Annotated in this window: 11 protein-coding genes; 10 read left to right on the top strand and 1 reads right to left on the bottom strand. The window is 69.7% G+C overall.

What is annotated here, in order from left to right:
• Positions 1-67 precede the first annotated feature (67 nt).
• The 10 genes from OV427_RS19660 to OV427_RS19615 all read left to right on the top strand — a co-directional run bounded on the left by OV427_RS19660 (position 68) and on the right by OV427_RS19615 (position 12,171).
• Complete coding sequence (locus OV427_RS19660; protein ID WP_267857659.1) at positions 68-1,465, top strand: ATP-binding protein; 1,398 nt, start codon at positions 68-70, stop codon at positions 1,463-1,465.
• Positions 1,466-1,619: 154 nt separating this feature from the next.
• Positions 1,620-2,336: a TIGR02269 family lipoprotein gene (locus tag OV427_RS19655; RefSeq protein ID WP_267857658.1), complete on the top strand. Its 717-nt coding sequence runs from the start codon at positions 1,620-1,622 to the stop codon at positions 2,334-2,336.
• The gene (locus OV427_RS19650) at positions 2,282-3,103 is read left to right on the top strand and encodes a double-CXXCG motif protein (RefSeq protein WP_324289972.1); all 822 of its coding nucleotides are present in this window, start codon (positions 2,282-2,284) and stop codon (positions 3,101-3,103) included. Before OV427_RS19655 ends, OV427_RS19650 begins: the two co-directional genes overlap by 55 nt.
• Before the next feature lie 187 nt (positions 3,104-3,290).
• On the top strand, positions 3,291-4,406 hold the full coding sequence (locus OV427_RS19645) for a porin (protein WP_267857656.1): 1,116 nt from the start codon (positions 3,291-3,293) through the stop codon (positions 4,404-4,406).
• Between the two features lie 137 nt (positions 4,407-4,543).
• Positions 4,544-4,633: a K(+)-transporting ATPase subunit F gene (gene kdpF, locus OV427_RS19640; protein ID WP_163993749.1), complete on the top strand. Its 90-nt coding sequence runs from the start codon at positions 4,544-4,546 to the stop codon at positions 4,631-4,633.
• Between the two features lie 9 nt (positions 4,634-4,642).
• A complete protein-coding gene (kdpA, locus tag OV427_RS19635) occupies positions 4,643-6,364 on the top strand; it encodes a potassium-transporting ATPase subunit KdpA (RefSeq protein WP_267857655.1) in 1,722 nt (573 codons plus the stop codon).
• Positions 6,365-6,366: 2 nt separating this feature from the next.
• On the top strand, positions 6,367-8,427 hold the full coding sequence (kdpB, locus tag OV427_RS19630; RefSeq protein ID WP_267857654.1) for a potassium-transporting ATPase subunit KdpB: 2,061 nt from the start codon (positions 6,367-6,369) through the stop codon (positions 8,425-8,427).
• 12 nt (positions 8,428-8,439) lie between these two features.
• A complete protein-coding gene (gene kdpC / locus OV427_RS19625) occupies positions 8,440-9,093 on the top strand; it encodes a K(+)-transporting ATPase subunit C (protein WP_267857653.1) in 654 nt (217 codons plus the stop codon).
• A gap of 82 nt (positions 9,094-9,175) precedes the next feature.
• Positions 9,176-10,339: a sensor protein KdpD gene (locus OV427_RS19620; protein ID WP_267857652.1), complete on the top strand. Its 1,164-nt coding sequence runs from the start codon at positions 9,176-9,178 to the stop codon at positions 10,337-10,339.
• Positions 10,336-12,171: a HAMP domain-containing sensor histidine kinase gene (locus OV427_RS19615; RefSeq protein ID WP_267857651.1), complete on the top strand. Its 1,836-nt coding sequence runs from the start codon at positions 10,336-10,338 to the stop codon at positions 12,169-12,171. The genes OV427_RS19620 and OV427_RS19615 overlap by 4 nt, the downstream gene beginning before the upstream one ends.
• A gap of 15 nt (positions 12,172-12,186) precedes the next feature.
• On the opposite strand, the gene OV427_RS19610 is transcribed toward OV427_RS19615, so the two are convergent.
• Positions 12,187-12,765 (bottom strand): PIN domain-containing protein, encoded by a 579-nt coding sequence (locus OV427_RS19610; protein ID WP_267857650.1) that lies wholly within the window; start codon positions 12,763-12,765, stop codon positions 12,187-12,189.
• Positions 12,766-12,776: the final 11 nt, after the last annotated feature.

The following is a 12,776-nucleotide window of genomic DNA, read 5'->3' as shown; positions in this document are numbered from 1 at the left end:
CCGTTGCCGGACGGCAAAAGGGACGCGGAGGGGATGAGCGGCCATCTCCCGGCGGTAAGGTTGCGACATGACCTCCGCACCTGGAAGTTCAGCACACGACCAGGGGCAGCATCCGCGGCGGGCCGCTGCAAAACATGTCGTCCAGTTCTACGAGGACTCCGCGTTCCTCTCAGACGTGGTGGTCCAGTTCCTCGACGCGGGGTTCCAGCTCGGAGAACCCGCGGTCGTCATCGCCACGGAGGCCCACCGGACGAGCTTCGCGCAGCGGTTGAAGGCCCGGGGCGTCGACGTGGAGCGCAGCTGCGAGGAGGGGCGGCTCGTCCTCCTCGACGCGCGCAGGACGCTCAACGGCTTCATGGTGGAGGGGCTGCCCGACTGGAATCGGCTCAAGAGCGTCCTCGGGCCGGTCCTCCAGCAGACCCATCGGGGTGCCGGGGAGGCGTGTGTCCGTGCCTACGGCGAGATGGTGGACCTGCTCTGGAAGGACGGAAACCCGCGGGCCGCGCTCCTGCTGGAGGAGCAGTGGAACGAGCTCGGCAAGGAGCACTCCTTCAGCCTGCTGTGCGCCTACTCGATGGGAAACTTCCGCACGCAGGAAGATGCGCGGGCGTTCCAGGCCGTCTGTTCCGCGCACTCCCATGTCGTCCCCACCGAGAAGTATTCATGCGCCGAGTCCGCCAATGCCCGCCTGCGCGAGGTCTCCGACCTCCAGCAGCGTGCCCAGGCGCTCGAAGCAGAAATCGAGCATCGCAAGCGCGTCGAGAAGGAGTTGTTGGAGGCGCTGAAGCTGCGCGATGACTTCCTGTCCATCGCCGGGCACGAGCTGAAGACGCCACTCACCGCGCTCCAGCTCCAGGTCCACTCCCTCCTGGTCATGGCGCAGGAGCGGGGGGACGAGCCGCTGAAGGAGAAGCTGGGAAGGGCGCGGCGGCAGACAGCGCGGCTCACCACGCTCACGGATGAGTTGCTGGATGTTGCGCGTCTCAGCGCGGGTCGGCTCACGCTGCGGCTGGAGGAGTGCGACCTGTCAGCGCTCGTGCACGAGGTGCTGGAACGTTCCACTGAAACGGTGGCCCAGGCGCAGTGCCAGCTCCAGATGAACCTGGAGCCGCGCGTGACGGGACGGTGGGACCGGTTCCGTCTCGAGCAGGTGATGGCGAACCTGCTCTCCAACGCGCTCAAGTATGGCGCTGGCAGTCCCGTGGAGGTGGGGGTGAGCACGAGCCGGAGCCGCGCGCGGCTGTCCGTGCGGGACCACGGCATTGGCATCCCGCTCAAGGACCAGGCGCGCATCTTCGACCGGTTCGAGCGCGCCGTGTCCTCACGCAACTATGGCGGGCTCGGGCTTGGGCTCTGGATAAGCCGGCAGGTCGTAGAGGCCCACGGTGGCGTCATCCGCGTCGAGAGTGAGCCCGGGAACGGAGCCACGTTCATCGTGGAGCTGTCGGACCTCACCGGGGATTGAGGCTGAACGGCACTCCCCGGTGGGAACCGACGTAGCCTCATGGACATGCCGCGCACCGTGCGGCACGCGGCGCTCGACCACGACCTGGGCAGGACCAAAGGCTTACGCCCCTACGGGACTCCCACGATGCAGTGCCCCGAGACCTACCGGCAAGATGTCGGAACGTCACCGGGAGAACCGAATGCGGAGTTGCTGGCTGCTGCTGGTCCTCGCAGGGTTGCAGGCATGTGCGACCACGCCGGGCCATGCAGACCTGTATGGCTCCACCGCTACGTGGGAGGCGGCCGACGCCAGCGATGGCGAGTGCGAGGACGCCGCCGACGACAGGTGCCTGACGCCCGCCTGCACGGCGGCGGGGTGTGGCCTCTACCGCTGCGAAGACCTCGCGCCAGGCCGAATCGTACGAACCCGCGGAGTGGCGGCTGTGCGCCCGCCGGCGAACAGCCAGCGCAACTGGGGCAGTAGCCAGGAGCTCCCCGGTGACGCGCTGCCGGTGCTGGTCTTCCAGTGGCACCGCCCGGAGGAACTGCCCAGCCAAAAGGAGTTCGAGCGACGCCTGGACGAATGGCGGAAGCGACCGCATGAGCGGCACCACATCTTCCCCCAGGCTCTGACGGACTACTTCACCGACAAGGGCATCAACGTTCACGAGTGGGTGCTGGTCATCGATGCGGGCGTGCATGCGCGCCTGCACAAGGAGGCGGATAGAGGCCCCTGGAACACTGAGTGGAAGGATTGGCGAAAGCGGACCCGATGGAAGGCCAGTAAGCGCGAACACTTCGAGTTCGCCTCGTACCTCATCCAGAAGTACAACCTATGGGGCCTGCCCATCACCTACTGGCAGGCGCTCCCCCCGCTGCCGTCCCCATGAGCCGATTCTACGAGCTGACGCGCGCCGCCGCCGAGGGCCGCTGGAGCGCCACCTACCGCGCAAGGCGACGCTGGTCTCTGCCGGGACTGGAGACTTGCCCGGGTTGCCGAGCAACCTGGTCCGGCGGCCTCGCCTATCCGGCGGTGGACCTCTCAGAGCTCAAGGAGGCCAGAGAGCTGCGGAAGCACCGCCCGGCGCCGTTCGAGGAGTTTTCGCGCCTCCGGGAACTCGTTCGGCCGTACTGCCCGCCTGGAGCCCTTCTGGAGCCAGGTACAGCGTTCGGCCCACTGGAAGGCTCGACGCGTGGCAAGTGGGGCCCTCTCACGTTGGAGATGGACGACTTGCTCGTCCGTGAGGATGCCCTCCAGGTTCTGCTGGAGCTGCGCGGCATTGTGCCCGTCTGGCCCCACTTTCGTCGCCCTCCCTCGCTCCGTGTTGCGGAGCTGCAGGTGCTCCCACGGGGACGACTGCACCCCGACTGCCTGCCGCCAGAGCGGTCCGACCCCTGCGCTGTTTGTGGGCGAGACGATTGGCACCTGCCAACGCATCGCTGGCTGGACCCGACATCGCTACCCGATGACCTGGACGTGTTCAGGCTGGAGGACGCTCAAACCGTGGTGGTCGTGACGGAACGGTTCGCGGACGCATTGAGCCGACTCGAGCTCAGCGACGTCACCCTGTCACCTCTGGGGACGTCCAGGCCTCCAGGCGTCAAACCGCTCAAGCGACTCGACGTTTCGAACGCCGCCATCATCATTCGCAGGTAGCGGCACCCGACGAGAAGGCAGCTCACGCCGCGGCAGGAGCGCCGGGTTTTCAACCTGCACGAGCCCCACGGGGCCGTCATGCAGACTGCAACCCGCGTTGACGGCGGATGTCCGCAACCTCCTGGAACTCCTAGCTTCGCGTGCGGCCCGAGTTGGTACGGCGAGTGCTCATCTCCCGGAGACCGCCATGCCGTCCTCCGAACTTTCGTCCGTCCTCGTCTCCATGCTGCTCACCCAATCGGAGCCGGCTGCCCAGCAAGCCGCCGAGCCCGAGGCGCCAGGCTTCCTCTCCCGCCTGAAGCTCGAGGGCGGCGTCGATACCTACTACGGCTACAACTTCAACCGGCCCGTGGACTCGGCCAACTTCATTCCCGGCACGGGCACCACGGCGAAGCGCCACAACGAGGCGTCCATCAACCTCGCCTCGCTGGGCGTGAGCGTGGACCCGGCACCCGTGGGGCTCCGCGTCCTGCTGGGCTTCGGCACCGCCATGGACGTGCTGCACGCCGCGGAGCCGGAGGGCACCGCGGTGGGCCCGGACGTGTGGCGCTTCCTCCAGCAGGCCTCGCTGTCCTACGCCACCGGCCCGCTGACGCTGGAGGCCGGTCTCTACCCCAGCCATATCGGCCTGGAGTCGTTCCAGTCGCAGCTCAACTGGACGTACACGCGCTCGTGGATGGGCGAGCTGTCGCCCTACTACCAGGCGGGCCTCAAGGGCACGTGGAAGTTCAATGACGCCTGGAGCGCGCAGCTCCACCTCATCAACGGCTGGCAGACGCTTGGCGAGAACAACCACGGCAAGGCACTGGGCACCCAGGTGGCCTATTCAGGCGACCGCCTGTCCGCGGCCTTCAATACCTTCGTCGGCAACGAGGGCGCCGAAGGCAGCGACGGACTGCGCCTCTTCGCGGACGGGGTGGCCACCTACAAGGTGACGGACGCCTTCAGCCTCGCGGCCACCGCGGACGTGGGCACCCAGGACGTCCCCGGAGGCGACTCGGCGCTCTGGTACGCCGCCGGGCTCAACGTCCGCGTGCAGCTCTCCGAGCCGGTGGCCGTGGCCGCGCGCGTGGAGGCCTACCGCGACGACGACGGCCTCATCACCGGTGTGGCCCAGACGCTCACGGGGGGCACCCTCACCCTCGAGGTGAAGCCCGCGGACCACCTCACCCTCAAGCTGGAGGCCCGGCACGACCGCTCCACGCAGGACGTCTTCTCCGGCCGAGACACGGAGGTCGACGGCTCACCCGTCCTCGAGGACGCCGAGACGCTCGTGGTGCTCGGAGCCGTCGCGTACTTCTGACCCCTTCCACGCGGCTCGGGCCGCGTCGTGCTCAACGGAGCCCTGAATGGACCTCGTCCTCGTCCTCGTCACCGTCGGTTTCTTCGCGCTCGCGTGGGCCTACACCCACGGCTGCGAGCGCCTGTGAGGCACCCGCAATGACTTTCGAATACGCCGCCGGCGCGCTGCTGTCCGTGCTGCTCACCGTCTACCTCGTCTACGCCCTGCTCCGCCCGGAGCGGTTCTAGGGGCATGCCATGACTCTCATCGGTTGGTTGCAGATCCTGCTGTTCTTCGGACTGGTGCTCGCGGTGACGAAGCCGCTGGGCACGTACCTCTTCCGCGTCTTCGAGGGGGACACGCAGCCCCTGCCCCGCGTGCTGGGGCCCGTGGAGCGCGGCCTGCTGCGCCTGTGCGGCGCGGCGGAGCGGCGTGAGCAGACCTGGGTGGAGTACTCCGTGGCGCTGCTGGCCTTCAGCCTCTTCGGCGTCCTCATCACCTACGCCATCCAACGCCTGCAGCACGTGCTGCCGCTCAACCCGCGGGGCCTGCCAGCGGTGGGGCCGGAGCTGGCCTTCAACACGGCCGCCAGCTTCACCACCAACACCAACTGGCAGTCGTACGCGGGTGAGTCCACCATGAGCTACCTCAGCCAGATGGCCGGGCTGGCGTGGCACAACTTCACCTCCGCGGCGGCCGGCATCGGCGTGGCGCTGGCGCTCGCGCGCGGCTTCACCCGCCGGCCGGGCCCGGCGGGGCAGAAGACGCTGGGCAACTTCTGGGTGGACCTCATCCGCGGCACCCTCTACGTGCTGCTGCCCATCTGCTTCGTCTACGCGCTCTTCCTGGTGTCCCAGGGCGTGCTGCAGAACTTCTCCGCGTACCAGGACCTGGTGACGCTGGAGGGCGGCAAGCAGACGCTGGCCATGGGCCCGGTGGCCTCGCAGGAGGCCATCAAGATGCTGGGCACCAACGGCGGCGGCTTCTTCAACGCCAACAGCGCCCACCCCTTCGAGAACCCCACGCCGCTCACCAACCTGGTGCAGATGCTCTCCATCTTCGCCATCCCCGCCGCCCTCACGTACACGTACGGGAAGATGGCGGGTGACACGAAGCAGGGCTGGGCCCTCTTCGCGGCCATGTCCGTCCTCTTCTTCGCGGGCGCGGCCGCCGCCTACGCCGCCGAGTCCCAGCCCAACGCGGCCGTGGCCTCCGTGGCGCAGGTGGCGCGGGACGGAAACCTGGAGGGCAAGGAGGTGCGCTACGGCGTCGCGGCCTCCACCCTCTTCGCCACCGTGACGACGGACGCGTCGTGCGGCGCCGTCAACGCCATGCACGACAGCTTCAACCCGCTGGGCGGCCTGGTGCCGCTCGTCAACATGCAGCTGGGCGAGGTCATCTTCGGCGGGGTGGGCGCCGGCCTCTACGGCATCCTCATCATGGTCGTGCTGTCCGTCTTCATCGCCGGTCTCATGGTGGGCCGCACGCCCGAGTACCTGGGCAAGAAGATAGAGGCGAAGGAGATGAAGCTCGCCATGCTGTACGTGCTCATCTTCCCGCTCTTCATCCTCGGGCTGTCGGCGGTGGCGGCGGTGATTCCGCAGGGTGTGTCCTCGCTCAACAACGCGGGGCCGCACGGCCTGGCGGAAATCCTCTACGCATACACCAGCGGCACGGCCAACAACGGCAGCGCCTTCGCGGGCCTCAACGCCAACACGCCCTTCTGGAACATCACCCTGGGCGTGGCGATGCTCGGCGGCCGCTTCCTGATGATTGTGCCGGCGCTGGCCATCGCCGGCTCGATGGTGGGCAAGAAGGTCGTCCCGGCCGGCCCGGGCACCTTCCCCACCAACGGCACCCTCTTCACCGGCTTGCTGGTGAGCGTGGTCCTCATCGTCGGCGCGCTCACGTTCTTTCCCGCCCTCTCCCTCGGTCCCATCGTCGAGCACTTCCTCGCCGGGGCCGGAAAGGTCTACTGACCATGAGCTCCGCTGCTTCCAAGCCGGCGTCGCTCCTCGACGCATCCCTCCTCAAGCCCGCGCTGCTGGACAGCCTCAAGAAGCTCCACCCTCGCGACGTGGCCCGCAACCCCGTCATGTTCGTGGTGTGGGCCGGCAGCCTCCTCACCACGGTGCTGGTGGTGAAGGACCTCGTCGCGCCCCGCACGGACGCCGCGCCGCTGTGGTTCACCGTGTCGGTGACGCTGTGGCTGTGGTTCACCGTCCTCTTCGCCAACTTCGCGGAGGCCGTGGCGGAGGGACGCGGCAAGGCCCAGGCCGGCGCCCTGCGGAAGATGCGCAAGGACACCACCGCGCGGCGACTGGTGGATGGGAAGGAGGCGCGCGTGCCCGCGCCGGATTTGCGCAAGGGCGACCTCGTGGTGTGCGAGGCGGGCGACCTCATCCCCGGTGACGGCGAGGTGGTGGAGGGCATCGCCAGCGTGGACGAGTCCGCGATTACCGGCGAGTCCGCCCCCGTCATCCGCGAGTCCGGCGGCGACCGCTCGGCGGTGACGGGCGGCACCAAGGTGCTGTCGGACCGCATCGTCGTGCGCATCTCCGTCAACCCGGGCGAGTCCTTCCTGGACCGGATGATTGGCCTGGTGGAGGGCGCGGCCCGGCAGAAGACGCCGAACGAGATTGCCCTCCACATCCTGCTGGTGGGCCTGACGATTGTCTTCCTGCTGGCGTGCGTGACGCTGGTGCCGCTGGCGCTCTACTCGGGCGTGCCGCTGTCGGGCACGGCGGTGGTGGCGCTGCTGGTGTGCCTCATCCCCACGACGATTGGCGGCCTGTTGAGCGCCATTGGCATCGCGGGCATGGACCGGCTGCTGCGAAAGAACGTGCTCGCCATGAGCGGCCGCGCGGTGGAGGCCGCGGGCGACGTGGACACGCTGCTGTTGGACAAGACGGGGACCATTACCCTGGGCAACCGCATGGCCACGGAGCTCTTGCCCATGCCGGGCATCCGCATGGAGGAGCTGGCGGAGGCCTCGCAGCTGGCGAGCCTGGCGGACGAGACGCCCGAGGGACGCTCCATCGTCACGCTGGTGAAGGACACGTACAAGCTGCGGCCGCGCGAGCTGCAGGCGCACCACGCCACCTTCGTGCCCTTCACCGCGCAGACGCGCATGAGCGGCTGCGACCTGGTGGACCCGCACCCGCGCAGCATCCGCAAGGGCGCGGTGGACGCCATCGTGAAGCACGTGCAGGCGCAGGGCGGCGCGGTGCCGGCGGAGCTGGCCCAGGCGGCGGGCCGCATCGGCGACGCGGGCGGCACGCCGCTGGCGGTGGCGGACGGGCCGCGGCTGTTGGGCATCATCCACCTGAAGGACGTGGTGAAGGGCGGCATCAAGGAGCGCTTCGACCGCTTCCGCGCCATGGGCATCCGCACCGTGATGATTACGGGCGACAACCCGCGCACCGCGGCGGCCATTGCGCGCGAGGCCGGCGTGGACGACTTCCTGGCGGAGGCGACGCCCGAGGCGAAGCTGGCCCTCATCCGCACCGAGCAGGGCAAGGGCAAGCTGGTGGCGATGACGGGTGACGGCACCAACGACGCGCCCGCGCTGGCCCAGGCGGACGTGGGCGTGGCGATGAACACCGGCACCCAGGCGGCGAAGGAGGCGGGGAACATGGTGGACCTCGACTCCAACCCCACCAAGCTGCTGGAGGTGGTGGAGGTGGGCAAGCAGTTGCTCATGACGCGCGGCACGCTCACCACCTTCTCCATCGCCAACGACGTGGCGAAGTACTTCGCCATCCTCCCGGCGCTCTTCATGGGCGTGTTCCCCCAGATTGCCCCGCTCAACGTCATGGGGCTGGCGTCGCCGTTCAGCGCGATTCTGTCCGCCGTCATCTTCAACGCACTCATCATCATCGCGCTCATCCCCCTGGCGCTGCGCGGCGTGCGCTACCGCCCGCTGGGCGCGGCGGCGCTTCTGCGGCGCAGCCTGCTCATCTACGGGCTGGGCGGCGTCATCGTCCCCTTCGTGGGCATCAAGGTCATCGACGTGCTGCTCGGCGTCGTGGGCCTGGTCTGAAAGGAATCCATCATGGTCTCCGCACTCGTCACCGCCCTGCGCGCCTGCGTCGTCACGTTGGTGCTCACGGGCGTGCTGTACCCGCTGGCAGTCACCGGAGTGGCGCAGCTGCTCTTCCCCGGCGAGGCCAACGGCTCGCTGGTGAAGGACGAGCAGGGCCGCGTGGTGGGCAGCGGCCTCATCGCCCAGGGCTTCACCCGCGCGGGCTACTTCCAGCCGCGCCCGTCCGCCGCCGGCAGCGGCTACGACGGCGCGGCGTCCTCGGGCAGCAACCTGGGGCCGACGTCGCAGAAGCTGAAGGACCGCGTGGCCACCGACGCCGAGCGCCTGCGCCTGGAGAACCCGGACGCGCCGGGGCTGGTGCCGGCGGAGCTCGTCACCGCCTCCGCGTCCGGCCTGGACCCGCACCTGTCCCCGGAGGCGGTGCGCTGGCAGGCGCCCCGGGTGGCGAAGGCGCGCGGCGTGGCACCCGAGCGGGTGCTGGCGCTGCTGGACTCGCACGTGGAGGGGCGCACCCTGGGCGTGCTGGGCGAGCCGCGCGTCAACGTGCTGCTGTTGAACCTGGCCATGGACCGGCAGTTCGGCCGGCTGTCGGCGGTGCCCTCGGGCGGGACGGGCGCGGATGTTGGAGGGGCCCCGGCTCCCGTGGGGCCGGGGGCGCGGTGAGCCGGACGCGTCTTTCCATGCATTCCGCCCGCCTCGCGGGCATCCTCGGCCCGGCCTTGCTCCGTGGGGCCCGAGGGTGACGATGACGCGGCGCACGCGCGCGGAGGACTTCCTGGAGCTGGTGGAGCGGGGCCGGCGCGGCCGGCTCAAGCTCTACATCGGCTTCGCGGCCGGCGTGGGCAAGACGTACCGCATGCTGGAGGAGGCGCACGCGCTGAAGCGGCGCGGGGTGGACGTGGTGCTCGGCTTCGTGGAGACGCACGGCCGCAAGGAGACGCAGGCGCTGGTGGACGGCCTGGAGGTGGTGCCGCGCAAGCCGTACACCTACCGCGACGTCACCGTGGAGGAGATGGACCTGGACGCGGTGCTCGCGCGCAGGCCCCAGGTGGCGGTGGTGGACGAGCTGGCCCACACCAACCTCCCCGTGTGCCGCCACCGCAAGCGCTACCAGGACGTGCAGGAGTTGCTGGACGCGGGCATCAACGTCATTGGCGCCTTCAACGTGCAGCACCTGGAGAGCCTCAATGACCTGGTGGAGCGCACCACCGGCGTCACCGTGCGCGAGACGCTCCCGGACAGCTTCCTCAAGGACGCCGACCAGGTGGTGAACCTGGACCTGGCGGTGGAGGACCTGCACGAGCGGCTCAAGGCGGGCAAAATCTACGCGGAGGACAAGGTGCCCCACGCGCTGGAGCGCTTCTTCAAGGGCGAGAACCTGTCCACGCTGCGAGAGCTGGCGCTGCGCGAGGTGGCGGAGAGCCTGGACCGCGCCACCTCGGGGCAGTCGCCTCGCGAGGGGGACGATTCCCAGCAGAAGGGCGCGGCGTGGGGCCGCGTGCTGGTGGCCCTCTCCAGCTACCCGCCGCGCGCGGCCACGCTGCTGCGGCGGGGCTCGCGCATGGCGGGCCGGCTCAACACGGACTGGTTCGTCGTCTACGTGGAGACGCCGCGCGAGGCCCCGCACCTCATCGACTCGGAGGCGCAGCGGCACCTGCTGGCCAACATCGAGAAGGCGAAGGAGCTGGGCGCGGAGGTGGTGCGGCTGCGCTCGAAGGACCCGGTGGAGGCGATTCTCGACTTCGCGCGCTCGCACGGAGTGGGGCACATCATCGTCGGGCGCTCGCACCAGCCGTGGTGGAGGCGGCTGCTGGGGCGGGCGGCGGATATGCGCCTGTTGCGCGAGGGCGAGGGCTTCGACATCCACGTGGTGTCCTTCGAGTCGCCGCAGGAGGAGCGCCGCCCATGACGCTGCGGGAGCGGTTGTTGCTGGCGCAGGCGCCGCTGGCGCTGGCCCTGGTGCTGGTGGGCGTGGTGGCTGTCGCCACGCTGTCGCGCCTGGGACGCTCGGGTCAGGAAATCCTCCAGGACAACTACCGCAGCGTGCTGGCCATGCAGCGGATGACGGAGCAACTGGAGCGCATGGACAGCGCCGCGCTCTTCATCGTCGCGGGCGAGCGCGAGCGGGGCGTGGCGCAGCAGGCAGCGCAGCGGCCGGTACTGTCCGAGGAGCTGCGGGTGCAGGAGGGCAACGTCACGGAGGCGGGCGAGGGTGAGGCCACCCGCCGCATGGTCGAGGCGTGGCGGCGGTACGTGACGGAGTACGACGCCTTCCTCGCGCTGCCCACCCCGGAGGCCGCGCGCGGGGCGTACTTCCAGGCGCTGGGGCCGGCCTTCAGCGAGGCGAAGGCGGCGGCGGCGGCGATTCTCGCGCTGAACCAGGACGCCATGGTGCGCAAGAGCGAGGCGCTGCGGCGGCAGAGCAGCCGGGTGAACACGCTGATGGTGACGGTGGTGCTGGCGGCCTTCGTGATGGGGTTGTTCGCGTCCACGTCGCTGACGCACCGGGCGCTGCGGCCGGTGTCGGTGCTGTCGCAGGCGGTGCGGCGGCTGGGCAAGGGGGACTACGCGGCGCGGGCGGTGGTGGGGGGGAAGGACGAAATCGCGCAGCTGGGCCAGGACTTCAACGCCATGGCGGAGGCGCTCCAGCAGTACCGGCAGAGCAGCCTGGGCGAGCTGCTCCAGGCGCAGTCCGCGTCGCAGGCGGCCATCGACAGCCTGCCGGACCCGGTGGTGGTGTTCGGCGCGGGGGGCGGGTTGCTCAACGTCAACCGCTCGGCGGAGGACGTGCTGCGGCTGTCGCTGGAGGAGGGTGGGGACGTGTTGGGGCGCGTGGCGCCCGAGGCGCGCGAGGTGCTGGAGCGGGTGCGCGCGTACGTGCTGGGCGGGCGGGGCGCGTATCAACCGAGGGGCTACGAGGAGGCGGTGCGGGTGGCGCTGCCGGAAGGCGACAGGTGGCTGCTGCCCCGGGGCAGCCCGGTGTACGGCGAGACGGGCGAGGTGGTGGGCGCCACCGTCATCCTCCAGGACGTGACGCGGCTGCGGCGCTTCGACGAGCTGAAGAACGATTTGGTGGCCACGGTGGCGCACGAGTTCCGCACGCCGCTGACGTCGCTGCGCATGGCGGTGCACCTGGTGGCGGAGGGCGTGGTGGGGCCGGTGACGGAGAAGCAGGCGGACCTGCTCTCCGCGGCGCGCGAGGACTGCGAGCGGCTGCAGGGCATCGTGGATGACCTGCTCGACCTGTCGCGCATCCAGGCGGGGCAGCTCCGGCTGGAGGTGCGGGTGGTGCCGGCGGAGGAATTGGTGCAGGCGGCGCTGGACGCGCAGCGGGCGGCGGCGGAGGAGCGCGGGGTGAGGCTGTCGCGGCGGGTGGCGCTGGACGTGGAGACGGTGGACGTGGACCCGGACCGGCTGGGACTGGTGCTGGGAAACCTGGTGGGCAACGGGGTGAAGCACACGCCCGCGGGGGGCGAGGTGGAGGTGCGGGTGTCTCGCGAGGACGGCCGGGTGCGCTTCGAGGTGCGGGACACCGGGGAGGGGATTGCCCCGGAGCAGCAGGCGCGCATCTTCGAGAAGTTCTACCGCGCGCCCGGCGCGCCCGCGGGCGGCGCCGGGCTGGGGCTGTCGATTGCGAAGGAAATCGTGCAGGCCCACGGCGGGGACATTGGCGTGGTGAGCGCGCCGGGGCAGGGCAGCACGTTCTGGTTCACCCTGCCGCAGCCGACGGGGCCGGTGTGAGGGCAGAGGTCCGCTTCACTGCTGCGTGAAGGGAGGAGGCGGCAGCAGGCCGCGAACCTCCTTGATGAACCCGGGTACGGAACGGGCCAGTCCATCCAGCAATCGTTCGAAGGAAATGGGCGGGTTCTTCAACCTCGAGGCCTGACGGTGCAGCACGTCGAGCATGACCTCTGGAGCCTGGCTCAACAGGTTCTGGAGGAAGACGTCCGGGGCTCGAGCTCGCATGTGCTTCGGCAGGTGTTCGGCCTTGAAGTCACGCAGGTTGCTCGTGACGATGGTCTGCGCGCCGATGTGCACGGCCGCGGCCAGGACATGCCGGTCCTTCGGATGGTTCCGCATGACCGGGATGAGCCACTCGTAGCCCGTGAGCATCGCTTCGGGAAACGCACCTCGCATGGCCGCGACACGACGGGCGGCGTTGCGTTCGGTCAGACCGAGCTCCTTCACGAGGTTGCGTTGAACCTCATCGAGGATGTGCTCCGTCCAGTAGATCTGGATGAGCCCTGCTTCAGCCCCTCCCAGCAGCGTGTCGCACAGGCCCAGCGGGAGGAGGACGTTCGCATCGAGGATGACCGGGAAGGGGGCATGGAGCACGGATGGGCTCA

Origin of the sequence: Pyxidicoccus sp. MSG2, from assembly GCF_026626705.1 — a bacterium.
In the GTDB taxonomy this organism is placed as follows: domain Bacteria; phylum Myxococcota; class Myxococcia; order Myxococcales; family Myxococcaceae; genus Myxococcus.
Note: the sequence above shows the minus strand (reverse complement) of the source record. Positions and strands in the feature narration are given on the sequence as shown.